General features: G+C 73.5%; 28 protein-coding genes and 3 pseudogenes. 21 read left to right on the plus strand and 10 right to left on the minus strand.

Features of this window, described 5'->3' with window-relative positions; translation table 11 throughout:
- From BJF79_RS55135 to BJF79_RS06030, 7 genes and pseudogenes are all read left to right on the plus strand, one after another.
- Positions 1-259: pseudogene (locus BJF79_RS55135) on the plus strand (glucose-6-phosphate isomerase); the annotation flags it as partial.
- 218 nt (positions 260-477) lie between these two features.
- Positions 478-2,004 carry a glucose-6-phosphate dehydrogenase gene (zwf, locus tag BJF79_RS06000; RefSeq protein ID WP_075895384.1) on the plus strand — a complete coding sequence of 509 codons (1,527 nt, stop codon included), beginning with the start codon at positions 478-480 and terminating at the stop codon, positions 2,002-2,004.
- Positions 2,004-2,933 carry a glucose-6-phosphate dehydrogenase assembly protein OpcA gene (opcA, locus tag BJF79_RS06005; protein ID WP_075895385.1) on the plus strand — a complete coding sequence of 310 codons (930 nt, stop codon included), beginning with the start codon at positions 2,004-2,006 and terminating at the stop codon, positions 2,931-2,933. Before zwf ends, opcA begins: the two co-directional genes overlap by 1 nt.
- A gap of 35 nt (positions 2,934-2,968) precedes the next feature.
- A pseudogene (locus tag BJF79_RS06010) lies at positions 2,969-3,685 on the plus strand (6-phosphogluconolactonase).
- Positions 3,686-3,750: 65 nt separating this feature from the next.
- Positions 3,751-4,083 (plus strand): cupin domain-containing protein, encoded by a 333-nt coding sequence (locus tag BJF79_RS06015; protein ID WP_075895400.1) that lies wholly within the window; start codon positions 3,751-3,753, stop codon positions 4,081-4,083.
- Between the two features lie 102 nt (positions 4,084-4,185).
- On the plus strand, positions 4,186-5,796 hold the full coding sequence (locus BJF79_RS06020; protein WP_143219735.1) for a pyridoxamine 5'-phosphate oxidase family protein: 1,611 nt from the start codon (positions 4,186-4,188) through the stop codon (positions 5,794-5,796).
- A 29-nt stretch (positions 5,797-5,825) separates the two neighbouring features.
- A complete protein-coding gene (locus BJF79_RS06030) occupies positions 5,826-6,497 on the plus strand; it encodes a response regulator transcription factor (protein WP_075895387.1) in 672 nt (223 codons plus the stop codon).
- Between the two features lies 1 nt (position 6,498).
- On the opposite strand, the gene BJF79_RS06035 is transcribed toward BJF79_RS06030, so the two are convergent.
- Positions 6,499-7,992, minus strand: coding sequence for an MDR family MFS transporter (locus BJF79_RS06035; protein ID WP_075895388.1), 1,494 nt, complete (start codon positions 7,990-7,992; stop codon positions 6,499-6,501).
- 88 nt (positions 7,993-8,080) lie between these two features.
- On the opposite strand from BJF79_RS06035, the gene BJF79_RS06040 reads away from it, so the two are divergent.
- Positions 8,081-8,536 carry a MarR family winged helix-turn-helix transcriptional regulator gene (locus BJF79_RS06040; protein WP_075895389.1) on the plus strand — a complete coding sequence of 152 codons (456 nt, stop codon included), beginning with the start codon at positions 8,081-8,083 and terminating at the stop codon, positions 8,534-8,536.
- Here the strand turns inward: BJF79_RS06040 and BJF79_RS66540 are convergent.
- Together BJF79_RS66540 and BJF79_RS66545 are read right to left on the minus strand one after the other, a co-directional pair.
- Complete coding sequence (locus tag BJF79_RS66540) at positions 8,524-9,213, minus strand: hypothetical protein (protein WP_410050055.1); 690 nt, start codon at positions 9,211-9,213, stop codon at positions 8,524-8,526. The two genes, BJF79_RS06040 and BJF79_RS66540, sit on opposite strands and share 13 nt — an antisense overlap.
- Before the next feature lie 64 nt (positions 9,214-9,277).
- On the minus strand, positions 9,278-10,375 hold the full coding sequence (locus BJF79_RS66545; protein WP_410050056.1) for a hypothetical protein: 1,098 nt from the start codon (positions 10,373-10,375) through the stop codon (positions 9,278-9,280).
- A 479-nt stretch (positions 10,376-10,854) separates the two neighbouring features.
- Between BJF79_RS66545 and BJF79_RS06050 the strand changes: the two genes are divergently transcribed.
- The 5 genes from BJF79_RS06050 to BJF79_RS06065 all read left to right on the plus strand — a co-directional run bounded on the left by BJF79_RS06050 (position 10,855) and on the right by BJF79_RS06065 (position 13,299).
- Positions 10,855-11,166 carry a hypothetical protein gene (locus BJF79_RS06050; protein ID WP_075895390.1) on the plus strand — a complete coding sequence of 104 codons (312 nt, stop codon included), beginning with the start codon at positions 10,855-10,857 and terminating at the stop codon, positions 11,164-11,166.
- Positions 11,167-11,175: 9 nt separating this feature from the next.
- Positions 11,176-12,150, plus strand: a complete 975-nt coding sequence (locus BJF79_RS06055) for a sensor histidine kinase (protein ID WP_262401594.1) — start codon at positions 11,176-11,178, stop codon at positions 12,148-12,150.
- Complete coding sequence (locus BJF79_RS58625) at positions 12,107-12,298, plus strand: hypothetical protein (protein ID WP_262401595.1); 192 nt, start codon at positions 12,107-12,109, stop codon at positions 12,296-12,298. Before BJF79_RS06055 ends, BJF79_RS58625 begins: the two co-directional genes overlap by 44 nt.
- The gene (locus BJF79_RS06060; RefSeq protein WP_075895391.1) at positions 12,295-12,978 is read left to right on the plus strand and encodes a response regulator; all 684 of its coding nucleotides are present in this window, start codon (positions 12,295-12,297) and stop codon (positions 12,976-12,978) included. The genes BJF79_RS58625 and BJF79_RS06060 overlap by 4 nt, the downstream gene beginning before the upstream one ends.
- Positions 12,979-13,068: 90 nt before the next feature.
- Positions 13,069-13,299 (plus strand): hypothetical protein, encoded by a 231-nt coding sequence (locus BJF79_RS06065; RefSeq protein WP_075895392.1) that lies wholly within the window; start codon positions 13,069-13,071, stop codon positions 13,297-13,299.
- Positions 13,300-13,468: 169 nt separating this feature from the next.
- Here BJF79_RS06065 and BJF79_RS58630 read toward each other — a convergent pair whose 3' ends face one another.
- Positions 13,469-13,708: a hypothetical protein gene (locus tag BJF79_RS58630; protein WP_262401596.1), complete on the minus strand. Its 240-nt coding sequence runs from the start codon at positions 13,706-13,708 to the stop codon at positions 13,469-13,471.
- 68 nt (positions 13,709-13,776) lie between these two features.
- Here BJF79_RS58630 and BJF79_RS58635 point away from each other — a divergent pair, with 68 nt between their 5' ends.
- The 4 genes from BJF79_RS58635 (at position 13,777) to BJF79_RS06080 (ending at position 16,437) form a co-directional block, all read left to right on the plus strand.
- Complete coding sequence (locus BJF79_RS58635; protein ID WP_262401597.1) at positions 13,777-14,589, plus strand: MMPL family transporter; 813 nt, start codon at positions 13,777-13,779, stop codon at positions 14,587-14,589.
- Between the two features lie 59 nt (positions 14,590-14,648).
- Entirely contained in the window at positions 14,649-15,437 is a 789-nt protein-coding gene (locus BJF79_RS58640; RefSeq protein ID WP_262401602.1) for an MMPL family transporter, read from the plus strand.
- Between the two features lie 94 nt (positions 15,438-15,531).
- Positions 15,532-15,981, plus strand: a complete 450-nt coding sequence (locus tag BJF79_RS06075) for a DUF3592 domain-containing protein (RefSeq protein ID WP_075895393.1) — start codon at positions 15,532-15,534, stop codon at positions 15,979-15,981.
- Between the two features lie 63 nt (positions 15,982-16,044).
- Positions 16,045-16,437 carry a DUF3592 domain-containing protein gene (locus BJF79_RS06080; protein WP_158079097.1) on the plus strand — a complete coding sequence of 131 codons (393 nt, stop codon included), beginning with the start codon at positions 16,045-16,047 and terminating at the stop codon, positions 16,435-16,437.
- 67 nt (positions 16,438-16,504) lie between these two features.
- Here BJF79_RS06080 and BJF79_RS06085 read toward each other — a convergent pair whose 3' ends face one another.
- From BJF79_RS06085 to BJF79_RS06095, 3 genes are all read right to left on the minus strand, one after another.
- Positions 16,505-16,714, minus strand: a complete 210-nt coding sequence (locus tag BJF79_RS06085; RefSeq protein ID WP_075895401.1) for a DUF397 domain-containing protein — start codon at positions 16,712-16,714, stop codon at positions 16,505-16,507.
- A gap of 89 nt (positions 16,715-16,803) precedes the next feature.
- Positions 16,804-17,013 carry a DUF397 domain-containing protein gene (locus tag BJF79_RS06090; RefSeq protein ID WP_075895395.1) on the minus strand — a complete coding sequence of 70 codons (210 nt, stop codon included), beginning with the start codon at positions 17,011-17,013 and terminating at the stop codon, positions 16,804-16,806.
- Positions 17,010-17,867: a helix-turn-helix domain-containing protein gene (locus BJF79_RS06095; RefSeq protein ID WP_075895396.1), complete on the minus strand. Its 858-nt coding sequence runs from the start codon at positions 17,865-17,867 to the stop codon at positions 17,010-17,012. Before BJF79_RS06095 ends, BJF79_RS06090 begins: the two co-directional genes overlap by 4 nt.
- A 183-nt stretch (positions 17,868-18,050) precedes the next feature.
- Between BJF79_RS06095 and BJF79_RS06100 the strand changes: the two genes are divergently transcribed.
- Complete coding sequence (locus tag BJF79_RS06100) at positions 18,051-18,470, plus strand: ATP-binding protein (RefSeq protein ID WP_075895397.1); 420 nt, start codon at positions 18,051-18,053, stop codon at positions 18,468-18,470.
- 12 nt (positions 18,471-18,482) lie between these two features.
- Here BJF79_RS06100 and BJF79_RS06105 read toward each other — a convergent pair whose 3' ends face one another.
- Positions 18,483-19,322 carry an alpha/beta fold hydrolase gene (locus tag BJF79_RS06105; protein ID WP_075895398.1) on the minus strand — a complete coding sequence of 280 codons (840 nt, stop codon included), beginning with the start codon at positions 19,320-19,322 and terminating at the stop codon, positions 18,483-18,485.
- Positions 19,323-19,405: 83 nt separating this feature from the next.
- Here BJF79_RS06105 and BJF79_RS06110 point away from each other — a divergent pair, with 83 nt between their 5' ends.
- Positions 19,406-19,999: a TetR/AcrR family transcriptional regulator gene (locus BJF79_RS06110; RefSeq protein ID WP_075895399.1), complete on the plus strand. Its 594-nt coding sequence runs from the start codon at positions 19,406-19,408 to the stop codon at positions 19,997-19,999.
- Between the two features lie 23 nt (positions 20,000-20,022).
- Here the strand turns inward: BJF79_RS06110 and BJF79_RS66550 are convergent.
- Positions 20,023-20,969: pseudogene (locus BJF79_RS66550) on the minus strand (NADP-dependent oxidoreductase).
- Between the two features lie 49 nt (positions 20,970-21,018).
- Here BJF79_RS66550 and BJF79_RS06120 point away from each other — a divergent pair.
- Positions 21,019-21,756 carry a TetR/AcrR family transcriptional regulator gene (locus tag BJF79_RS06120; protein WP_262401599.1) on the plus strand — a complete coding sequence of 246 codons (738 nt, stop codon included), beginning with the start codon at positions 21,019-21,021 and terminating at the stop codon, positions 21,754-21,756.
- On the opposite strand, the gene BJF79_RS58650 is transcribed toward BJF79_RS06120, so the two are convergent.
- The gene (locus tag BJF79_RS58650; protein WP_262401600.1) at positions 21,672-21,899 is read right to left on the minus strand and encodes a hypothetical protein; all 228 of its coding nucleotides are present in this window, start codon (positions 21,897-21,899) and stop codon (positions 21,672-21,674) included. The two genes, BJF79_RS06120 and BJF79_RS58650, sit on opposite strands and share 85 nt — an antisense overlap.
- Positions 21,900-22,188: 289 nt before the next feature.
- Between BJF79_RS58650 and BJF79_RS58655 the strand changes: the two genes are divergently transcribed.
- The coding region (locus BJF79_RS58655; RefSeq protein WP_262401601.1) for a hypothetical protein at positions 22,189-22,790 on the plus strand (602 nt) is incomplete at its 3' end.

A 22,790-nucleotide genomic window follows, 5' to 3' on the forward strand; every position in this document is an offset into this window, starting at 1 on the left:
CCCGGCCGCGGACCCGGCGGCCGGCGAAACCGGGAATGAGCAGCGCGACCGCGGCGTCTACCTCTTGGTGACGGGCAACGTCGTCCGCGACGTGCCCGTCCCGGACCGGCACCACCGGCTCGGCATGCTGCAGCTCGCGCGTGCGCTGGGGGACGCGCGGGCGGTCCGCGCGGACGGCCGCCCGGTGGTCCGGCTGCACCTGCAGAACCGCCGGGCGGGACTCGCCCGGCTGCTCGAAGCCGCAAGAGGAGAGGGGTGATCCCGCCCCGGCGCCACTAATTCGGCGCCGTCGGGGGACGTACGGGATCAGAACGTGTATGCGTGTCTTGAGCATGATGCCCAATGACGGACGAACGGTCGGCGAACGAACGGCCGGCGAACGGCCGGTCGACACATGCCGGTGACGAGAACGGCCGTGAGAAGAACCGCGGTGAACAGAGCAGGAGAAGACAGGGTGCGACCAGAGGGGGCGGCCACGTGACCGAGAGAGCCAATCCGCTTCGGGATCCGCGGGACAAGCGCCTGCCGCAGGTGGCCGGGCCGTGCGTGCTCGTGCTTTTCGGGGTCACCGGGGACCTGTCCCGCAAGAAGCTCCTCCCGGCCATCTACGACCTGGCGAACCGGGGGCTGCTGCCGCCGGGCTTCTCGCTCGTCGGGTTCGCCCGCCGGGACTGGGAGAACGAGGACTTCCGGCAGATCGCCTACGAGTCGGTGAAGGCGCACGCGCGGACCCCGTTCCGCGAGGACGTCTGGCGGCACCTGTCGGAGGGCATGCACTTCGTGCCGGGCGAGTTCGGCGACCCGGGCGCGTTCGAGGCGCTGGCGATGGCAGTCAAGGAGCTGGACGAGAGCCGCGGGACGGGCGGCAACTACGCGTTCTACCTGTCGATCCCGCCGAAGTTCTTCCCGCAGGCCGTGGAGCAGCTGCAGCGCAGCGGCCTGGCCGACCGGACGGACGGGTCGTGGCGGCGGGTCGTGATCGAGAAGCCGTTCGGCCGCGACCTGGCGACCGCGAAGGAGCTGAACGACACCGTCCACCGCGTGTTCCCCGAGGAGTCGATCTTCCGGATCGACCACTACCTCGGCAAGGAGACGGTGCAGAACATCCTGGCGCTGCGGTTCGCCAACTCGATGTTCGAGCCGATCTGGAACCGCGGGTACGTCGACCACGTGCAGATCACGATGGCCGAGGACATCGGCATCGGCGGCCGGGCCGGCTACTACGACGGCATCGGCGCGGCCCGCGACGTGATCCAGAACCACCTGCTGCAGCTGCTGGCGCTGACGGCGATGGAGGAGCCCACGTCGTTCAGCGCGGAGGCCGTCCGCGCCGAGAAGGCCAAGATCCTGTCGTCGGTTCGGGTGCCGGGGAACCTGGCGGAGTCCACCGCGCGCGGCCAGTACGCGGCGGGCTGGCAGGGCGGCGTGAACGTGAAGGGCTACCTGCAGGAGGACGGCATCCCGGCCGACTCCCGCACCGAGACCTACGCCGCGATCAAGTTGCAGATCGACAACCGCCGCTGGGCGGGCGTCCCGTTCTACCTGCGCACCGGCAAGCGGCTCAGCCGCCGGGTGACGGAGGTGGCGCTGGTGTTCCAGCAGGCGCCGCACCAGCCGTTCTCGCAGACCGACACCGAGGAGCTGGGGCAGAACGCCCTGGTGATGCGGGTGCAGCCGGACGAGGGCATCACGGTCCGGTTCGGCTCGAAGGTGCCCGGCACCTCGATGGAGATCCGCGACGTCAACATGGACTTCGCGTACGGCGAGTCGTTCACCGAGGCGTCCCCGGAGGCGTACGAGCGGCTGCTGCTGGACGTGCTGATCGGCGACCCGCCGCTGTTCCCCCGGCAGGAGGAGGTCGAGCTGTCCTGGAAGATCCTCGACCCGATCGAGGAGTTCTGGGCCGAGCGCGGGGGCCTCGACCAGTACAAGTCCGGCGGTTACGGGCCGGACAGCGCCGACGAGCTGATGGCGCGCGACGGCCGCACGTGGAGGAGGCTCTGATGAACATCGACCTCGCCGGGACCTCGACCCGCAAGATCCAGGACGCGCTGACCGAGGCCCGGCACGTGATGGGCGGCCCCGCGGTCGGCATGGTGCTGACGCTGATCATCGTGACGGACGAGTCGGCGCAGTACGACGCGGTCCGCGCGGCGACCGAGGCGTCCCGCGAGCACCCGTGCCGGGTGCTGACGGTGATCTCCCGCGACCCGCGCGGCAACTCGTCCCGGCTGGACGCCGAGATCCGCATCGGCGAGACCGGGCCGGGCGAGACGGTGCTGCTGCGGATGTACGGGCCGCTGGCCGAGCACGCCGACTCCGTCGTCGTCCCGCTGCTGATGCCCGACACCCCGGTGGTGACGTGGTGGCCCGGCGGGAAGGTGCCGAAGGTGCCCGCCAAGGACCCCCTCGGGCGGCTGGCGCAGCGCCGGGTGACCGACGCATACGCCGCCCGCGACCGGCTCGGCACGCTCGCGCAGCTCGCCGCCGGGTACCGTCCGGGCGACACCGACTTCACCTGGACGCGCGTCACCAACTGGCGTTCGCTGCTGGCGGCGGCGCTCGACCAGGACCACGACGAGATCGGTTCCGGCGAGGTGATGGCCGAGCCCGACAGCCCGAGCGCGGAGCTGCTGGCGGCGTGGCTGTCGATCCGCCTCGGCGTCCCGGTGGACCGCACGGTGTCGGAGGGCCCCGGTATCACCGGCGTCCGGCTGCGGACGACGTCGGGCGACATCGTCGTCGACCGCCCGGACGGCCGCGTCGCCACGCTGTGCCGTCCCGGCCAGCCGGACCGGCAGGTGTCGCTGATGCGGCGCCCGATGCCCGAGCTGCTGGGCGAGGAGCTGCGGCGCCTCGACCCCGACGAGGTGTACCAGGACGCGGCCGCCCGGTTCGCCAAGGACCTCGCGGGCGCGGCGGGGGAAGCGTGAGCGGCGTGCGGACGATCCCGCACCGGGACGCGGACGTGCTCGCCGCGGCGGCCGCGGCGCGGCTCGTCACGGCGATCGCCGACGCCCAGGCCGAGCGCGGCACGGCCTCGGTCGTGCTGACCGGCGGCGGTGTCGGCACCGCCGTGCGCGCCGCGCTCGGCTCCTCCCCCGCGCGGGACGCGGTGGACTGGGGCGCCGTCGACGTGTGGTGGGGCGACGAGCGGTTCCTGCCGTCCGGCGACCCGGAGCGCAACGAGACGGGCGCGCGGGCGGCGCTGCGCGACCGCGTCGGCGCGACCCGGACCGGGTGCACGCCATGCCCGCGTCCGACGGCCCCGACGGCGACGACGTCGACGCGGCGGCGCGGCGGTACGCCGCCGAGCTGGCCGCGGCGGCCGCCGGGAACGGTCCGGTGCCCGCGTTCGACGTGCTGATGCTGGGGTCGGGCCGACGCGCACGTCGCGTCGCTGTTCCCGGGGATGCCGCAGCTGCGCGAGACGGGCGCGGTGGTCCCGGTGCGGGACGCGCCGAAGCCGCCGCCGACCCGGATCTCGCTGACGTACGCGTCCATCGGCGCCGCCCGCGAGGTGTGGCTGCTGGCGGCGGGCGAGAGCAAGGCCGACGCCGTCCGGCACGCGCTCGCGCCGGACGCGACCCCGGAGAAGGCCCCGGTGGTGGGCGCGCGGGGCCGGGAGCGCACGCTGTTCCTGGTGGATCACGCCGCGGCCGGAGAAAAGCCGGGATTCCGGTAAAAATCGGGACGCCCGCGCCCCCGGAGGTCCGTGTGACGGACGGGGGCGCGGGAATGACCTTGGTCATGCAGAAGCTCTCGTTGGACGCGCAGGCCCGCAACCTCCTCACCCGGGCGTCCGCCTCATCGTCGGGCCGGGCCGCCGAGACCGTCTACGGCGGGCACGAGCACGTGCTGCGGCAGACGCTGATCGCCCTGACGGCGGGCACGGGCATGTCCGAGCACGAGAACCCGGGCGAGGCCACGGTGCTGGTGCGGGCCGGGCGCGTCCGGCTGACCAGCGGCGACGACGCCTGGGACGGGATCGCGGGCGATCTGCTGATCGTCCCGGGCGCCCGGCACGCCCTCGAAGCGATCGAGGACTCGGTCGTCCTGCTCACCGTCGCCAAGCTCGGCTGATCCCCGGGGGGCTACCAAAGTCGGTCGTCCGGGCGACCTGCGGCCACTGCCGGACGGGCGCCCGGCGGCTAGCGTTATGGCGTGAATCTTCGCAGGTCCGTCATGGAGTGGACGCGCGACGTCCTCGTCACGGCGTGCGCCCTCGTGATCGGTCTTCTCGTCCTGGCGGGCTCCAGGGAGACCTACCCGGCACCGGCGGGGCTCGTCGAGAACATCGCGGAGGCGTTGCTCGGCGGCACCGCCATGCTGGTCCTGCTGCTGTTCCGCCGCCGGTGGCCGCTCGGGGTGACGCTGTTCCTGATGGCCTGGGGCTTCACCAACTCCGTGTCGTGGGGGGCCACCGCCATGGCGGTGTTCACGGTCGCGGTCCATTGCCGGTGGCGGCCCACGGCTGTTCTGACCCTGCTGAACTGCGCGTTCCTTGCCGTGACCTTCCTCATCGCGCCGCACGAGCTGAGCGCGCGGGAGCGGCTGGAGTCGATCGTCGTGTTCGTGCTCGGCTACATGGTGCTGGTCGCCACGGGGCTGCTGATCCGGGCGCGGCGGCAGCTCGTCGAGTCGCTGCGGGCGCGGGCGCGGGAGGCCGAGGAGGGGCAGCGCCTGCGGATCGAGGAGGCCCGGCACCAGGAGCGCGAGCGGATCGCCAGGGAGATGCACGACGTCCTCGCGCACCGGATCTCGCTGCTGGCCGTGCACGCGGGCGCGCTGGAGTTCCGCCCGGACACGCCGGACGAGCAGCGCGAGGCCGTCGGGATCATCCGGCGCAGCGCCTACGAGGCGATGGAGGACCTGCGGGAGGTGATCGGGGTGCTGCGCGCGCCCGGGTCGGCCGCCGAGCCGGAACGCCCGCAGCCGACGCTCGCGGACGTCCCCGCGCTGGTGCAGGAGTCGCGGGGCGCGGGGGCGCGGATCGAGCTGGACGACCGGGTGCCCGGCCCCGCCGACGTCCCCGACCGGGTCGGGCGGCACGCGTACCGGATCGTCCAGGAGGGGCTGACGAACGCCCGCAAGCACGCGCCCGGCGCGCCCGTCCGGATCATGCTGGAGGTGACGAAGGCCGGGCGGGAACTGACCGTCGAGATCGAGAACGCGACCACGCCCGGCCGGGGCCCGGCGCTGCCGGGCGCGGGGCGGGCCTGGTGGGCCTCGGCGAGCGGGTCACGCTGCTCGGCGGGACGCTCGTGCACGGCGCCGCGGGCGGCCGGTTCCGGCTGCGGGCCCGGCTGCCGCTGTGAGGACGCTCCGCGATGCATGGCGGCGCGGGCGCCGGGCATGGGGAGGGACATGGCATCAGAGTCCTCCGCGCGGCCCGTCCTGGAAGAGCTCGACCGGACCGAGTGCCTGCGCCTCATCGCCCCCGGCGGCGTCGGCCGGGTGGCCTACGACGACGGGGAGGGCCCCACGGTCGTCCCGGTGAACTACGCGGTCGACGGCGACGCGGTGATCTTCCGGACGTCGGAGTCGGCGCGGCTCAACAAGAGCCTGCTGACGGTCGTGCCGGGCGGGCAGGTGCGCGCCGCGTTCGAGGTCGACCGGATCGACTCCGCGACGCGCGAGGGGTGGAGCGTGCTGCTGCGCGGCGGCGCCCGTCCGCTGTCGGAGGAGGAGCGGGAGTCGGTGACCCGGGTGGAGCCGTGGCCCGCCGGGGATCGCGGCGCGTGGTTCGGCCTGACCGCGACCGAGGTCAGCGGACGGCGCCTGCACCGGCCCTGATCGCCCGTCCGGCCCCGTAGGGTTGCGGGATGGACTCCATCCGCGTGCTCATAGTGGACGACGACGCGCTCGTCCGGGCGGGGCTGTCGATGATGCTGGCGAACGCCGGCGACCTCGACGTCGTCGCGGACGTCGCCGACGGCGCCGAGGTGGTGCCCGCGGTGAACGAGCACCGCCCCGACGTGGTGCTGATGGACATCCGGATGCCGCGGGTGGACGGGCTGGCCGCGACGGAACTGCTGCGGGCGCGCCGCGAGCCGCCGGAGATCATCATCCTGACGACCTTCGACAGCGACGACCACATCGTGCGGGCGATGCGGGCGGGCGCGAGCGGGTTCCTGCTGAAGCACACCCCTCCCCCGGAGATCGTGCGCGCGATCCGGCAGGTCGCCGCCGGGGAGCCGATGATGTCGCCGACCGTCCTGCGGCGGCTCATGTCGTACGCGGCCGGATCCGGGGCCGACCCGGCCCGCGACCGCGCCCGCGGGCGGCTCGGCCGGCTCAGCGACGGCGAGCGGGCCGTGGCGCTGCTGGTCGGCCGGGGCCGGACGAACGCCGAGATCGGCCGCGAGCTGTCGCTGAGCGTCGCGACGGTCAAGGCGTACGTGTCCCGGCTGCTGACGAAGCTCGAACTGAACAACCGGGTGCAGGTCGCGCTGCTCGTCCACGACGCCGACCTGGACGCCGACCTGGAGAAGTAGCTCAGCGCTCCCCGGGCCCGCCGGGCCCGCCGCGTTCCAGCGGGACGTGCCGCAGGAAGAGCGCGGCGGCGAAGCCCGCGATCAGTAGCGGCAGCGCCGACAGGAACACGCCCGAGAAGGCGTGCGCGAACGCGTCGCCCACACCGTCCCGGACGGGCGCGGGGAGCGCGTCGAGGACCTCCGGGCGCACGGCGTCCCGCAGCGGCGGGACGTTCCCGGGCACCCGGCCCGCGGCCTCCTCGGCGAACCGGTGCGTCACGATCGCGCCGAACACGGCCGTCCCGGCGGCGGTGCCCAGCATCCGCGTCGCGAACACCCCGGAACTCGCCGCGCCCAGGTCGCGCGGCGGCGCGGCGTTCTGCGCGATCAGCACCACGACCTGCTGCGACAGTCCCGCCCCGAAGCCCAGCACGGCCATGAACAGCCCGGCGGCGGCCATGCCCGTCCCGGCGTCCATGCTCGCCAGCAGGGCGACGCCCACGGCGCTGACGGCCATGCTCGCGGCGGGCAGCCGGTGGTAGCGGCCGGTCCGCGCGATGTACCGCCCGGCGCCCATCGAGGACGCCAGCAGGCCGAGCATCATCGGCAGCACGAGCAGTCCGGACGACGTCGCGTCCGCTCCCCCGGTGACCTGGAAGAACATCGGCAGGTACGTCGCGAGCCCGAAGCCGGTGGCGCCGCCGACGGCGGCGACGACGCAGGCCGTCGCGAACGAGCGGTCGCGGAACAGTCGCGGCGGGACCACCGGTTCGGCGGCCCGTCGTTCGGCGAGCACCCACGCGGCGAACAGCGCGACCGCCCCGGCGGCGAGGCCGAGCACCACCGGCGACGTCCACGGGTGGCGGGTCCCGGCCCAGCTCGTGAACAGGGTGAAGCAGGTGACGGCCGCGCCGAGCAGCACGATGCCGAGGTAGTCGATGCGCGGCTCGCGGTCGGGTCGGGGCAGCCGCAGGAACGCCGCGATCATCGCGGCCGCCGCGACGCCCAGCGGCAGGTTGAGGTAGAAGGCCCAGCGCCAGGACGCGTGGTCGGTGAGGAAACCGCCGAGGATCGGCCCCGCGACGGTCGACAGCGCGAAGTTGATCGCCGAGTATCCCTGGAACCGCGCGCGCTCGCGGGGCTCGAACAGGTCGCCGGTGAGCCCGAACATCGAGCCCATCAGGCATCCGGCGCCCGCGCCCTGCACCACCCGGAACACGATCAGCCAGTCCATCGACGGCGCCGCCCCGCACGCCGCCGAACCGGCGAGGAACGCCGCCAGCCCGGTCAGGTGGACGGGTTTGCGGCCGAAGAGGTCGCCGAGCCGTCCGGACAGCGGCACCGTGACGCTCGTCGCCAGGATGTACGCGGTGGAGACCCACGCGAGCCGGTCGGCCCCGCCGAGGTCGCCCGCGATCGTGGGCAGCGCGGTCGCGAGGACCGTCGCGTCCAGTGAGGACATCAGGCCCGCGAGCGTGAGCCCCGCGAACACCAGCACCCGACGCCGATGAGACATACGTGCACCCCACATTCATGTGCGTAAGTCAGATGAATGCTAGACGCACGTACATGAGGGATGCAACGGCGCCGCTACACTGCCTGCCATGAGCGAGGAGGCCCTCAACACCGTCGAACGGAGCATGGTGCGGCTGCGCCGCGGGATGTCCCGGCAGCGCCTCGGCAAGGCGGCGATCCGGGAGCACAACCTCCCCGTGGACGTGCAGGTCCTGCACGTGGTCGACATCGTCGACGAAGGTCCCGACCGGCCCGGCCAGGAGGTCAGCGTCGGGCTCGTCGCCGCCCGCCTCGGCGTGGACGCCTCGCGCGGCAGCCGCATCGTCGCCGAGGCCGTCAAGTCCGGCTACGTCCGCCGCGTCGCCTCCCAGGAGGACGGCCGCCGCATCCATCTCGAACTCACCGGCGCCGGCCGCACGGTCGTCGAGGCGACCCGCCGCACCCGCCGGGACAACTTCGCCCAGGCCATGCGGAACTGGACCGACGCCGAACGCGCCGAGTTCGCGCGCCTCCTGACCCGCTTCGTGGACGGCTACGACGGCTGAGCCGAGCCGCCCGGCGACCGGATCGGGCGCGGGCCGGTCACCCTTCCGTCGAGCGGCTCGGGAAGCGGCTCGGAATGCACGATGTGCAGGGCGCTCACCGCTCGGGTGAGCACGACGTACAGGCGGTGCAGGCCGCGGGGTTCGGCACGGACGATGTTCGCGGGCTCGGCCACGACGACCGTCTCGAACTCCAGGCCCTTCACCAGGGTCGCGGGAACGACGACCAGGCGGTCCGCCCGCATCGCGTCCTCGTCGTCGCCCAGCACCGCCGGGCGCAGGCCCGCCGCGGCGAGCGCGCCGTGCAGCGCGGCCACGTCGGCGTCGGCGGCGATGAGCCCGACGGACCCCTCCCGCACCAGCGCCTTCTCGCAGGCCGACGCCACCGACGCCGCGAGCCGCCCGGACGCGGCCTCGGTCACCCGCAGGGCGTCGGCGGACCGGCGGACCGACTCGGGAACCCCGAGCCCCGGGGCGATCCGCGGCAGCAGGCGGGCCGCGTAGTCGACGATCTCGGCGGGCACCCGGTACCCCCGGTCGAGTTCGACGATCTCGCCGTCGGGTTTGCCGAGGTGGGCCAGGACGGTCGCCAGTCGGCGGCCGCCGCCGGGCCGGTCGCCTGGGCGAGGTCCCCGAGAACCGTGCAGGACCCGGCGGCGCGGCGGGCGACGGCCCGGCACTGCATCGGGCTGAGGTCCTGCGCCTCGTCCACCACCACGTGGGCGAGGCCGCTCCGCCGCTCCATCAGCCCGGCGGCCTCGCTGATGAGCGCGAGGTCGGCGATCGACCACCGGGCCGACCGGACGCCGCGCGGCCTGCCGGGCAGCAGCACGGCCGCCCGCTCCTCGGCGTCGAGCAGGCCGTCGCGGCACGGGCGAGCCGCGCCGGGTCGGTGAGCAGGCCCAGGACGAGCTTCGCCGGGTCGGCCTTGGGCCACATCGCGGCCACCGCGGCCTTGACGGCGGCGGACCGCCGCACCGCGCCCCGCGTCCGGCCGTCGCCGGTCTTGCCTGCCCGCTCCATCATCCGGACGACGCCGGTCACGATGCGCTGCGTCAGCCGTTCGCGGCCCGCGCCGTAGGGCGCGTCGCCGTCCCTGCACTCCTCGAAGATCTCGGTGAGCTCGTCGGCGCCCATGCGCCAGCGGCGCCCGCCCACCTCGGCGACCAGGTCCCCGGCCGGGGGCCGGAGCATGGCGTACAGGTCCCGCCGGACGACCTCGGCCATCCGCGCGTCGCCCTTGATCCGGGCGGCCGCCGCGTCGTCCTCGCGGCGCACGCCCAGACCATCGGGATCCAGGACGTCCTCCACGGTCAGCTGCGTCACGCCGCCCTCGCCCAGGGCCGGGAGGACGTTGCGGATATAGGAGAGGAACGACCGGTTCGGCCCGATGATCACGGTTCCGCCGCGCCTCAACCGCTCGCGGTCGGTGTAGAGCAGGTAGGCGAGCCGGTGGAGGCCGACCGCCGTCTTTCCGGTGCCGGGCGCACCCTGGACGCACAGGGTCCGGTCGAGCGGCGCGCGCACGATGTCGTCCTGCTCGGGCTGGATGGAGGTCGCGATGTCGCGCATCGGCCCGGAGCGGGGCCGATCCAGCTCGGCGGCGAGGAGGGCGCCCGTCCCCCGGGCGCCGTCGCCGCGCGCGCCCTCGATGATCTCGTCCTCGTACGCCGTCAGCTCGCCGTCCCGGTCGAAGCCGTACCGGCGGCGCCTGCGCACGCCCATGGGGCGGCCGGGACCGGCCTGGTAGAAGGCCGATCCCATCGGCGCGCGCCAGTCCACCACCAGCGGCGCGCGCGGCCGTCGCGGACGCGCGGCGCCCGATGTAGAGGAGCGCGTCACCGGGGCCGCGGCCGCCTTCGCGGAGTCCGGCGTCCGCGCTCTCCGCCGCCTCGCCGGGCGAGTGGTCAAGGCGTCCGAAGAACAGGGGCACGTCGGGCAGGTCGAGGAGTCGCTCGGCGCGTTCGGCCCGGGCCTCCCGGATGATCGCGTTGTTGTACTTGTCGACGAACGCGTCGCCCTGGGCGGTCTCCGTGGTCAGGACGTCCGCGCGCATGGCCTCCAGAGCGTCCCGGCACGTCCGCAGGTAGGCGCGTTCGGCGAGGATCTCGGGGTCGTGCTTCATCCTCATCGCCTCGCATGCGTCGGGTCCGTTGGGAAAACTCTAACTCGGTTAACATTCTTACTGAGACAGTATTCTGCCTCAAGCAGGATTTTGTCGGTACCCGGCGCCGCACGGCCCGTCCTGCGGCGGCACAGCGCTCGGGTGCACGACGGCCGCCGACCGGGCCGACGGGAGTCGCGGGGCGGGCGTCGACGGCGTGCTCTACCTGCTGGACGGCGTGCGGCACGGCTTCCTCGACCCGCGCGGCCCCGCCGGGGTCGGCGCGCCCGCCCCGGTCATGGACGACGGCAGGCTCGCCGCCGCGCCGCTCCCCCGCGCCGCCCGCCGCGACGCGCACGGCGCCGAGGAGCGGACGGTCTTCTCCTACACGACGATCGGCGACTTCTTCGACCGGGTGCTGCGGGACCGGCGTACAGCGCGGGTCGCACGCGCGGGCCCGCGCGTACACCCCTGGTTGCGGGTCCGGTCGCATCTCCGTGCCGAATCGGCGGCGGAACCCGCCGTCTAGGCTGATCGCATGCGTGCTCGATGGCGTCCGACGGACGAGGCGCTCGCCCTGGTGGTCCTGCTGGTGGTCGTCCTCGGCAGTATGCGGTCGCTCATCGGCTCGCGCGAGGAGCCGTGGGCGCAGACCGCGGCGGGCTGGGTGCTGATCCTTGTGGCGTGCGGGGTCCTGTTCGCCCGCCGGATCCCGCTCACCGCCGCGATCGTCTCGACCGTCGCGACCGGCGTCTACTACGTGGCCAGCACCTACGACGGGCCGCTGATGATGGCGCCGATCCTGGCGCTGTACCTGCTCGCGTCGCGGGGACGGCTGCAGGCGGCGTCCGGCATCGCGGCACTGATCGTCATCGGCACCGCGCTCGGTACGCTGTCCGGCAACGGCGACGTCAACGGCGTCGCGCTTTTCATGCTGGCGGGCTGGGTGGTGGCGATGGTGGCGCTGGGCTGGGTGCGGCACAGCCGCCGCGCCTTCCTCGCGGAGGCCGAGCGCCGCGCGGCGGGCGACGAGCGGCTGCGCATCGCCCGCGAGGTCCACGACGTCACCGGGCATCACATCTCGCTGATCAACGTGCAGGCCGGCACCGCGCTGCACCGCTTCCACCGCGACCCCGCGCAGGCCGAGGCGGCGCTCGCGGCGATCAAGGAGACGAGCCGGGAGGCGCTGCGGGAGCTGCGCGCGACGCTCGGCGTGCTGCGGCAGGCCGACGAGGACGCGCCCACCGCGCCCGTCCCGGGCCTGGACCGGATCGGCGAGCTGGTCGGTCCCGCGCGCGCCGCGGGCCTGGACGTCCGCACCCGCATCGACGGCGGGGACGGTCCGGTGCCCACCGAGGTCGGGTTGGCCGCCTACCGGATCGTCCAGGAGTCCCTGACGAACGTGGTGCGGCACGCGGGCGCCGCGCACGTGACCGTCCTGGGTGGAGCGGGGCGCCCGGGAGGTGCTGGTGGAGGTCGCCGACGACGGGCGCGGGCCCGTCCCGTCCGGTGACGACGCCGCGGCCGTCCCGGGCAGCGGCGTCCTCGGCATGCGCGAACGCGCCCGCGCGCTCGGCGGCGACCTCAGCACGGGCCCCGGCCCGGACGGCGGGCACCTCGTCCGCGCCCGGCTCCCGTACCGGAACGGAGACGAACGATGATCAAGGTCCTGCTGGCCGACGACCAGCGGCTGGTGCGCGCCGGGTTCGGCTCCATCCTCGACGACGAGGAGGACATCACCGTCGTCGGCGACGCCGCCGACGGGGAGCAGGCCCTCGCCGCCTGCCGGGAGCTGCGCCCCGACGTGGTGCTGATGGACATCCGGATGCCCGGCATGGACGGACTGGAGGCGGCCCGGCTGATCGCGCGGGACCGGCGGCTGGACGACGTCCGCGTCGTCATCCTCACCACGTTCGACCTCGACGAGTACGTGTACGGGGCGCTGCGCGCGGGCGCGACCGGGTTCCTGCTCAAGGACACCGAGCCCGAGGAACTGATCCAGGCCGTGCGGGTCGCGGCGCGCGGCGACGCGCTGATCACCCCGTCGGTCACCCGGCGGCTGATCGCCGAGTTCGCCGGGCGGGTGACCGCGCCCGCGCCCGGTCCGCGGCTGAACGCGCTCACCGACCGGGAGCGCGAGGTGATGCTGCTGGTCGCGGCCGGGCTGAGCAACGACGAGATCGCCGCGAAGCTCGTGCTGAGCCCCGCGACCGCCAAGACGCACGTCAGCCGGATCATGTCGAAGCTGGACGTCCGGGACCGCTCGCAACTCGTCGTCCTCGCCTACGAGTCGGCGATGGTGAGCCCCCGCTGGATGAGCGACCGGCAACCGGGGCGGTAGCCGCGGGCGGCGGCCGCAACCCTGGGGGTAGCCGCGATGCCCGCCGCAGGCCGATGCCGCAGGGCGTGCCGCGCCCCGACCGTGGGACGCATGACATCGACTGCGAGCAAGAAGGCCGGCGCGGCGCTCGTCGGCTTCCTCGTCGGCGGGGCGGCCGGGTTCGTCCTGACCGAGACCATCGCGATCTTCTTCCACTTCGTGCTGGACACCACCCTCGACGTCGAGGGGAACGGGGCGCTGCTGGCGCTGTTCGCCGGGGTGCCGCTGCTCGGCGCCGTCGTCGGCGCGCTGATCGGCGCCCGCGCCGGGTCGGGGCGGTGACCGGGATGCACACCGACACCACCGGGACCCGCGCGGGTTCGGCGGGCGCGCGTCCGGGCGTCTTCGGGCGGCTGGCGGCCTGGTCGCAGCGGCACCGCTGGGGCGCACTGCTGCTGTGGGTCGTGGTCGTCGCCGGGATCACCGTCGGCGCCCAGGCCGCGGGCAGCGCCTACCACAACGACTTCTCGCTGCCCGGCACCGATTCGCAGGCCGCGTCCGATCTGATGGAGCGGCACGGGTCGGTGCAGGCGGGCGCGTCCGTCCAGATCGTCATGCGGGACGCCGGGGGGCTGCGCGGCGACCAGGCGGTCATCGAGCCGATGCTGGACGAGGTCCGCGCGCTGCCGAGCGTCGCGGAGGTCGGGAGCCCGTTCGACCCGCGCGGCGGCGGCCTGTCGCAGGACGGCACGATCGGATACGCGACCGTCGCCCTGGACGGCTCGGCGCAGGACGCCGAAGGAGCACGTCACCGCGATCATGGACACCGCGCGGGACGCCGCGGGCGACGAACTGCGCGTCGAGTTCGGCGGCGAGCCCGTCCGGGGCGCCGAGGAGGGCGGGGGCGGCGCCGCCGAGGGCGCCGGGATGCTCGCCGCCCTGGTGATCCTGGTGTTCCTGTTCGGCTCCCTCGTCGCGGCGGCGCTGCCGCTGGCCACCGCGCTGTTCGCGGTCGGCGGCGCGATCGGGCTGATCGCGCTCGCCTCGCACGCGTTCACCGTCGCCGACTTCACCCCGCCGATCATGATGCTGATCGGGCTCGGCGTCGGCGTCGACTACGCGCTGCTGATCTTCTACCGGTTCCGGCACGAGCTGATCCGCGGCGCCGACCCCGCCGAGGCGAGCCGCACCGCGCTCGACGCGGCCGGACGCACCGTCTTCTTCGCGGGCTGCACGGTGATCATCGCGCTGCTGGGCCTGATCGTCCTCGGCCTCGGCGCCCTGCAGGGCGTCGCGCTCGCCGTCGCGCTGACCGTCCTGATGACGATGGCCGCCGCCCTCACGCTGCTGCCCGCGCTCCTCGCGGTGTTCGGCGGCCGCATCCACCGCAACGTCCGCAAGCGGGCGCACAAGGTGCGGGACGAGCGGTGGCGGCGGCTCGCGGCGGCCGTGCAGCGCCGCCCGTGGCCCGCCCTGCTGATCCCGGTCGCGCTCCTGCTCGGCCTGTCGGCGCCCGCGCTCGACATGCGGCTCGGCTTCGCCGCGCGGGCACCGCCCCGCCGTCGTCCACCAGCCGGCAGGCGTACGACCTGCTCGCCGACGGGTTCGGGCCCGGGTTCAACGGGCCGCTGATCGTCGTCACCGAGGGCGCGCCCGCGAACCTCAGCGAGACCCTGCGGGGCGCGGACGGCATCGCCTCGGCGAGCCCCGCGTTCCCGTCGTCCGACGGGAAGGCGCACACCGTGATCGCCTACCCGGAGACGGCCCCGCAGGACGAGGAGACCGCCGAACTCGTCCGCACGCTCCGCGCGGACGTCCTGCCGTCCCTCTCCGACCGGACCGGCGCCGAGTACCTGGTCGGCGGGCCCACCGCCGCCGCGCAGGACTTCGCCGACTCCGTCGCGGACCGGATGCCGCTGTTCATCGCCGTCGTCGTCGGGCTGTCGGCCCTCCTGCTCATGGTGGTGTTCCGGTCGCTGCTGATCCCGCTCAAGGCCGCGGTGCTGAACCTGCTGTCGATCGCCGCCGCGCTCGGCGCGATCACGCTCGTCTTCCAGGACGGACGGTTCGGCGCCCAGCCGGGCCCGATCGAGTCGTTCGTCCCGGTGATGATCTTCGCGATCGTGTTCGGGCTGTCGATGGACTACGAGGTGTTCCTCGTGTCGCGGATGCACGAGGAGTGGGAACGCGCCCGCGACTCGGCGCACGCCGTCCGCGAGGGCCTCGCCGCGACCGGGAAGGTCATCACGGCCGCCGCGGCGATCATGATCGTCGTCTTCGGCGCGTTCGTCCTCAGCCCCGACCGGATGCTCCAGCAGTTCGGGCTCGGCCTCGCCGTCGCGGTCCTGCTGGACGCGGTCGTCATCCGCTGCCTGATCGTCCCGGCGATCATGCGCCTGCTCGGCGACCGCGCGTGGTGGCTCCCGGCGCCCCTCGCCCGCGCGCTCCCCCGCGTCGCCCTCGAACGCCCGGACGCCTGACGTCCCGTCCCGCCTGCGGCCGCCCCATCGCGCGGCCGCAGGCGGCCACCGCGCACCCCTGCCGTGAAGATCGCGCGCGCTTTACGTTGAGCGGGTGACCACCACCACGGCGAGCGCCCTCGCCCTCTTGGGTCCGTGCCTGATCGCGATGGCCTTGCCGATGCTCCTCAAATGGCGGCGCTTGATCCCCCGTGGCAAGTCGGTGACCGGCGTCCTCATCGACCCCCGGGAGTTGCCCGCGCCGGACTCACCGGGTTTCCGCGCCGCCCTCGAGAACTATCGCAGGGAATTGCACCCCTCCCGCGCCGTCTTCCGGTTCACGACCGAGGACGGCCGGGAGGTCGTGGGCCGCAGCACCGTCCGCACCGGAGCAGGACCGGGAAACGTTGGGGACAGGGTCATCGTCCACTACGACCCGGCCGACCCCAAGAAGGCCGATCTCACGCAGGCCGTCCGCGTCGAGAGGACATTCGGCTCGCTGATCGCCGCCGCCGGGACGGCCCTGCTGATCATCGGCGTAATCGGCGTGCTGACCGGTGAGTAAGGAGCCTGCCGACCGGTCGACCGTATGGCCGCCGTCACCCCGCCGGGCTACCGTGGAGCGGTGATGGACGTCCTCTTGGTCTTCCTCGGCATCCTCTTCCTGCTCGCTTTCTGGGCCGTCCTGCGGAGAGATACGCGGATCCGGACCCGCGGGCGGCGGACGACCGGCGTCATCGTCGGACACAAGGCGATCAAGGATTCCGAGACCGGCACCACCTATGCGGCCGTCTTCCGGTTCACGACCGAGGACGGCCGGACCGTCGAGGCCGTCAGCACGCTTTCCACCTCGTGGCGGCGGGGCATCGGCCGCGAAGTCGCGCTCATCTACGACCCCGCCGACCCCGAGGGCACCGCCGACCGTCCCGGTTCCCACCGCCTCAACCTCGTGTTCATCCCGACCCTGCTCGCGTGGGGAACGGGCCTGACCGCCATCGGCTTGGACGGCCTCCTGTTCTGACCCTCAGGTCACGGCGAACCGCCCGGCGACTCCCCACAACCCGGACGAACCTGGCGCGGCCGTGAGGTCAGCCGTGGTCGAGCGCCCCGCGCTTGACCTCGTCCAGGAAGACGCCCCACTCCGCCCTCGAAAACCCCAGCACCGGCCCGAACGGATCCTTCGAGTCCCGCGCGAGCACCCCCGGCACCACTCCCGCGACCTCCACGCAGTTCGTGCCGTGTTCGGCGCTGCGCCTGCTCTTTCGCCACTGCACGACGCTGAATTCTCGCTCGCTCATGGCACGCACACTATCTTTCAGGCGGACGCCCTCCAGGGAGCCGAACTTCGCCTGCACACGCGAGACCGCGCCTTGGCGCGTGCGGGAGGTCAACCGTGGTCGAGCGCCCCGCGCTTGACCTCGTCCAGGAAGACACCCCACTCCTCCTGCGAGAACCCCAGCACCGGCCCCGCCGGATCGGTCGAGTCCCGCGCGAGGACGTTCGAACCCAACGGCGCGACCTCGACGCACTGGGTTCCCTGCGCGTTGCTGTAACTGCTGGTCCGCCACCGAACGGCGTTGCGATCCTGCTTACTCATAGCTCGGACAATATCCGCTCGATGAGCTTCTCGGAATCGGTTTCGGACAGGGCCAACTGCTGCAACCGGTCGAAGGTCTGGTGATGGTGGGCAACGTCCGCGGGTTCGTCGACGTACCAGCTTCGAGTCAGGCTGTCGATCGCCACCACTTCCAATATGCCGTCGGGACCCACGCCCAGGATTGTGAAGGGTCCTTCACCTCCCGGTGGAGCCTCGACCGAGAACGGAACCACCTGCATCGAGATGTGCTGAAGAGCTCCCAGCCTCAGCAACTTGAGGAGCTGGCCCGTCATCACCGGAGCGCCGCCGATCTTCTGACGAAGTGCCGCTTCTCCCAAAATTACCGATATGTCGGGCGGCCTCCGTTCGTGAAGCCGTTGACGTCGGAGCCGGAAACTTACCTCGGCGTCGATGTCACGGGGACTACCTCGCCCACTGCCCGAACTGGTGATCACAGCCCGCGCATACCCCTCCGACTGCAGAAGGCCGTGCACCCGCAGGGGTTCGTAAATTCGGATGGCGGAAGCATCCGCTTCAAGAGACGCGAAGTCGACGACCCCGGGCTCAAGCCGCTCCTCGAAGTCATGCCACCAACCGTCCTGGCGACCTTGGGCGGCGATGGAAAGGAGGCGCTCACGAACGGCCTCATCCGTGATGTCGTACATGTCCAAGATATGCTTGAGATCGCGTGGACGGATGGCCCGGTGCCCGTTCTCATACGCGCTAAGCGACGCCTGCGAGCGGTCGACAAGACGACCGGCCGCCCGCTGTGTCAGCCTCAAGTCCTCACGGAACTTTTTGAGAGCCGAACCGATCATTCTCCGTCGGTACGTCTCTCGGTCGTCACGCCTCATACACCAACGATGACACGCTGTGCGCTTGATCGGCTCACCTTCGCAAACGACGAATATATTCGTTGTTCCGCACTTCAGGGGATCGACGAGCGATCAGCGAATACCCCTCATCTCCGCCGACCATGTTGATGCGACCACGGAGGGTGATCAATCTTGCGGGTGACATCACGAGGAGGAATCACGATGACACCCCAAGGAGCCGACGACCTGGAGCTTCTCGCCGTGCTGACGTTGCCGGGCGTTCCGCGTTCGGTCCGGCACGCGCGGTGCTTTCTGCGGGACACGCTCGTCCCGAACCACATCTCCCCCGCCGGTGAACTGCTCGACGACATGACGCTGGTCGTGGACGAATTCGCCGGGAACGGCATCCGGCACACGGCGTCGGGCCGGGGCGGGAAGATCCACATCGCGTTGTGGGCGGGACGGGGCGTGCTGCGGGCCGAGGTGAGCGACGAGGGCGCGGCCGGGAAGCGTCCGGTGCTGTGCGAGGCGCCGGACGGCGAGAGCGGGCGGGGCCTGCACATCGTGGACGCGCTGGCGTCGCGCTGGGGGCACCGCGCCGACGGGGACGGCACGGTGGTCTGGGCCGAGTTCGCGACTTGACGCCCGGACGGGTCAGACCGGCGTCACACCGGTCTCCGCCAGGAACTCGGTCATGACCTCGACGAGCCGTTCGGGCCGGTCCTCGGGGACGAGCGTGGACGAGTCGGCCATCTCGACCAACCGGCCCCGCGGATACAGTTCGGCCAGCCGCGGACCGTGCTCGCGGGGCATCAGCTTGTCGTCGGCGGCCCAGACGACCAGGACCGGACGGTCGAAGTCGCGCAGCCGCTCGCTGTACGCGAGGAGGGTCTTGCGGTCGGGCGCGCCGGTCGCGAACTTGACGAAGTCCCGGCGGACGTCCTTGTCGCGGGTGGCCGGGGCGACCCACTCGTCCATGAGCTCCTTCGGGATGCCGCGCCGGCTCATCGCCCCGTATCCGCCCTTGGTGCGGTTGCTCAGCACCATCAACCGCAGCGCCAGCCGGGCCCCGCCGGGGATCTTCACGAGCGGGACCATCGCCTTGGCCGCGCCGGGCGGGAAGTTGTCGAACGCCTCGCAGGCGACGAGCACGAGCCGTCCGATCCGCTCGGCGCGCCCTTCGGAGATCAGGAACTGGCCTCCGCCCCAGTCGTTGAGGACGAGCGTCACGTCGTCCAGGCCGAGCCGCTCGATGAACTCGCCCAGCAGCAGCGCCATGCCGGGCTGGGAGAGGTCCGCGTCGGGACGCATCGGGCGGCGGTGCCCGCCCATCGGCAGGGTGGGCAGCACGCACCGGTAGCCCGGCAGGAGGGGCACCACCTTGCGCCACTGCTTCCCGTCCATCGGCAGCCCGTGCCCGAACACCAGCACCGGGCCGTCCCCGCCGGTGTCCTGGTAGTCGACCGGTCCGGCGGAGAGTTCGATCTGCGGCATCGCCGCCCCCTCTGGATAGATCGTTCTAATGTAGGCTAACCCGGGGTCGCCGACGGGACAATGGCGGCGGAAGGGACGCGACGATGGCCGAGCGGCCCGACACCCGGCGCAGGATCCGGGAGGCGGCCGGAACCCTGTTCCGCCGCAACGGTTACCCGGGCACCGGCCTCAAGGCCATCGCGGCCGCTTCGGACGCCCCGTTCGGATCGATCTACCACTTCTTCCCCGGCGGGAAACAGCAGCTCGCGGAGGAGACGATCCGCACCTCGGGCCCCGAGTACATGCGGATGGTCCTGGCCCTGCTGGACGGCGCGGACGACCCGGTCGAGGCCGTCGAGCACGCCTTCGACGTCGCCGCGGTGCGACTCGCCGCGACCGGCTACGCCGACGCGTGCCCGATCGCGACGATCGCGCTGGAGGTGGCGAGCACCAACGAGGTGCTGCGGGCGGCGACCGCGGAGGTGTTCGACGAGTGGATCGCCGCGGGCACCGACTGGTTCGCCCGCCGGGTGCCCGACCGGGAGCGGGCGCGGGGGCTGGCGTACTCGATGATCATGATCCTGGAGGGCGCGTTCGTCCTCGCCCGCGCCGCGCGCGACCCCGAGCCGGTCCACGCGGCCGGACGGTCGATGGCCGAACTGACCCGCCGGGCCCTCGGCCGGCCGGACGGGCCGTGAGGCGCGCCCGGCCGGCCGGGCGGTCAGTTCACCAGGACGATCTTGCCGCGGGCGTGCCGGGTCTCGCTCAGCTCGTGCGCGGCGGCGGCCTCGGCGAGCGGGAACGCCGCCGCGACCGGCACCCGCAGGCGGCCCTCGGCGGCGAGGCCGACGGCGATCCGCAGGCCGTGCAGGGCCATCGGGTCGGCGCTCCCCAGGGCTTCGGGTTCGTCGACCGGCGCGGTGTGCGACAGGTGCACGCCGAGCGCAGCCGCGGTGAAGTCGGGGGCGATCGTCACGACGCGCGCCGGGTCCCCGGCGACGGCGATCAGGTCGGGCAGCGCGCCTCCGGCGCAGTCGAACACCGCGTCCACCCCGCCGGGCGCCAGCGCGCGGACGCGCTCGGGCAGTCCCGGCCCGTACGTCGTCGGCTCCGCGCCGAGGGACCGCAGGAGGTCGTGGTTGTGCTCGCTCGCGGTGCCGATGACGGTCGCGCCGCGGGCCGCCGCCATCTGGACGGCGACCGTCCCCACGCCACCGGCCGCGCCCTGCACCAGGACGGTGTGCCCGGCGCCGACCGCGAGCCGGTCGAGGACCCGGGTGGACGTCTCGACGAGCCCGCGGCGCCGCCCGCCTCCGCCCAGCTCCACGCGGCGGGCTTGGGCGCCCAGGCGGCCAGGACCGCGCGGTCGGCGTTGGCGCCGCGCGCGGTCGCGCGGTCATGCCGAACACCTCGTCGCCGACGCGGGCGCGGTGAACGCCAGTCGCCGACCTCGTCCACGATGCCCGCCGCGTCGAATCCGGTGCGGCACGGGAACGTCGCGGGGACCGCGTCGCGCAGCGTCCCGGAGCGGAGGGCCACCTCCCCCGCCGCCAGGCCGGACGCGCGGACGGCGATGCGGACCTCCCCCGGCCCGGGGTGCGGCTCCTCGACTTCGGCCACGTGCATGACGCTCGGCGGGCCGTACTCGGAAAACTGAACAGCTCTCATGAGCCGAACCGTAAAAGAGCGTGTCGTCCGCTTGATTAAAGTGAGAGCCGTGACGGCCGAAGTGAGTCAGAAACTGCGCTCGGACGCGGGTGACAACCGGATCCGCATCCTCGCCGCCGCCCGCGTCGCCTTCGCCCGGGAGGGTTTCGACGTCCCGGTCCGGGAGATCGCCCGGCGCGCGCAGGTGAGCGCCGCGACCGTCTACCGGCGCTTCCCGACCAAGGAGGCGCTGTTCGTCGAGGCCTTCTCCGAGCAGCTGGCGATGTGCTCGGAGATCGTCGAGGAGGGCCTGGCCGAGGACGACCCGTGGCGCGGGTTCGCCCTGGTGATCGAGAAGGTCATGGAGGCGCACGCCCTGGACCGGGGGTTCCGCGCGTTCGTCGCGCAGCTTCCCCCGACGGCCGAATTCACCGCCGATCGCGCCCGCGCGCTGCGCGGGCTGCTCGAACTCGTCCGCCGCGCGAAGAAGGCGGGGCGGCTGCGGGCGGATTTCGTGCCGGAGGACATCGTCCTCGCGATGATGGCGAACGACGGCATCCGCGCGGAGTCGCCCCGGATGCGGGCGGCCGCGTCGCGGCGTCTTCGCGGCCCTGATGATCCAGTCGTTCCGGGCGGACCCCGTCCCGGCGCCGCTCCCGCCCGCCGTCCGGCTGCCCCTCGATCCGCTCGCGCGGTGACGCGCGACGGGCCGGAGGGCGATCGTCAGCGGTCGACGGAGTCGGCGGGGTCGGCGGCCAGGCGGAGGCGTTCGGCGAAGCTCTCCTGCAGCAGCGGGCCCCAGGGGTAGCCGGACGGGACGTCGACCGCGCGTCCGGTCATCTCGTCGGTCTCGCCGGTGCGGGCGGCGAGCAGCGCGTACATGTGGTCGAGGGCGCCGAACGCCTCGCCCGCGAGGGCCGGGAGCGTCCCGTCGGTGACGGCCTGCTCCACGACCGGCTCCCACCACAGGTCGGCGGGGTCGGCGTCCTCGTCGTCGCGCGAAGTCGCGGCGGAGCCGGGCCCGCACCTGCGCGGCCGTCCCCGGGTCGGCCAGGCCGCGCCGCCACACCTCGCGGGCCTCGGCGTTCGCGGCCGCGCTGCGGCAGGGTGCGGGCGAGCAGTTCGGTGGCGAGCGGCCCGGCCTCGGGGTCGGCGGGTTCGCCGGGGTCGCCGAGGGCGCGCCGAACGCGGCGGCGGATGGCTCGAGGCAGGCGATGCCGAGGGTGACGGCGAGCCGCGCGTGCGCGTACGGGGCGGCGGCGCGGTCGATCAGCTTCAGCCCGGCCGTCAGGGCGCGCTGCGCCCGGACGGGGTCGCCGCGCTCCAAGTGCCGCTGCGCGAGGTCGTGCGCGGCGGGCGGCCCGTGCTCGGCGTCGCCGGTGGCCAGCACCGCCTCCCAGTGGCCGCGGGCGGCGTCGAAGTCGCCCGCGTCGTCGGCGAGCCGGGCGAGCGCGAGATGCGCGGGCGGCAGGTAGGCGGGGTTGCCGAAGTCGACGACGACGCGCCAGGCGGGCGCGGCGAGTTCGTGTTCGGCCGCCCGCTCGTGGGTGAGCGCCAGGTGGTAGGCGGCGCGCGGGCCGTACTCGGGGTCGCCGGTGGCGATGGCGGCGCGGTCGGCGTCCCGCGCGCGGTCGGTGTCCTCGGCGTCGTCGAGGACGACCGCGAGCCCGAGCGCGGCCTGCGCCCGGTGCGGGGTGTCGCCGAGGGCGAGCACCCGCTCGAACAGGCCCGCGGCGCGCCGCCGGACTCGCCGCGCTCGGCGAGGCGCACACAGCGCCGAGAGCGGATCGTCACCGCGAAGGATGCCCTCCTCGGCGGAGTCCTTCCCGCTCGGACGGCTAC

Origin of the sequence: Actinomadura sp. CNU-125 (genome assembly GCF_001942465.1) — a bacterium.
Taxonomy (GTDB): Bacteria; Actinomycetota; Actinomycetes; order Streptosporangiales; family Streptosporangiaceae; genus Spirillospora.

Coding starts and splice junctions, on each gene's coding strand:
- opcA (WP_075895385.1), top strand. CDS start 2,004: ATGAACATCGACCTCGCCGGGACCTCGACCCGCAAGATCCAGGACGCG.
- BJF79_RS06015 (WP_075895400.1), top strand. CDS start 3,751: ATGCAGAAGCTCTCGTTGGACGCGCAGGCCCGCAACCTCCTCACCCGG.
- BJF79_RS06020 (WP_143219735.1), top strand. CDS start 4,186: ATGGAGTGGACGCGCGACGTCCTCGTCACGGCGTGCGCCCTCGTGATC.
- BJF79_RS06030 (WP_075895387.1), top strand. CDS start 5,826: ATGGACTCCATCCGCGTGCTCATAGTGGACGACGACGCGCTCGTCCGG.
- BJF79_RS06035 (WP_075895388.1), bottom strand. CDS start 7,992: ATGTCTCATCGGCGTCGGGTGCTGGTGTTCGCGGGGCTCACGCTCGCG.
- BJF79_RS06040 (WP_075895389.1), top strand. CDS start 8,081: ATGAGCGAGGAGGCCCTCAACACCGTCGAACGGAGCATGGTGCGGCTG.
- BJF79_RS06055 (WP_262401594.1), top strand. CDS start 11,176: ATGCGTGCTCGATGGCGTCCGACGGACGAGGCGCTCGCCCTGGTGGTC.
- BJF79_RS06060 (WP_075895391.1), top strand. CDS start 12,295: ATGATCAAGGTCCTGCTGGCCGACGACCAGCGGCTGGTGCGCGCCGGG.
- BJF79_RS06065 (WP_075895392.1), top strand. CDS start 13,069: ATGACATCGACTGCGAGCAAGAAGGCCGGCGCGGCGCTCGTCGGCTTC.
- BJF79_RS58635 (WP_262401597.1), top strand. CDS start 13,777: ATGGACACCGCGCGGGACGCCGCGGGCGACGAACTGCGCGTCGAGTTC.
- BJF79_RS06080 (WP_158079097.1), top strand. CDS start 16,045: ATGGACGTCCTCTTGGTCTTCCTCGGCATCCTCTTCCTGCTCGCTTTC.
- BJF79_RS06085 (WP_075895401.1), bottom strand. CDS start 16,714: ATGAGCGAGCGAGAATTCAGCGTCGTGCAGTGGCGAAAGAGCAGGCGC.
- BJF79_RS06090 (WP_075895395.1), bottom strand. CDS start 17,013: ATGAGTAAGCAGGATCGCAACGCCGTTCGGTGGCGGACCAGCAGTTAC.
- BJF79_RS06095 (WP_075895396.1), bottom strand. CDS start 17,867: ATGAGGCGTGACGACCGAGAGACGTACCGACGGAGAATGATCGGTTCG.
- BJF79_RS06100 (WP_075895397.1), top strand. CDS start 18,051: ATGACACCCCAAGGAGCCGACGACCTGGAGCTTCTCGCCGTGCTGACG.
- BJF79_RS06105 (WP_075895398.1), bottom strand. CDS start 19,322: ATGCCGCAGATCGAACTCTCCGCCGGACCGGTCGACTACCAGGACACC.
- BJF79_RS06110 (WP_075895399.1), top strand. CDS start 19,406: ATGGCCGAGCGGCCCGACACCCGGCGCAGGATCCGGGAGGCGGCCGGA.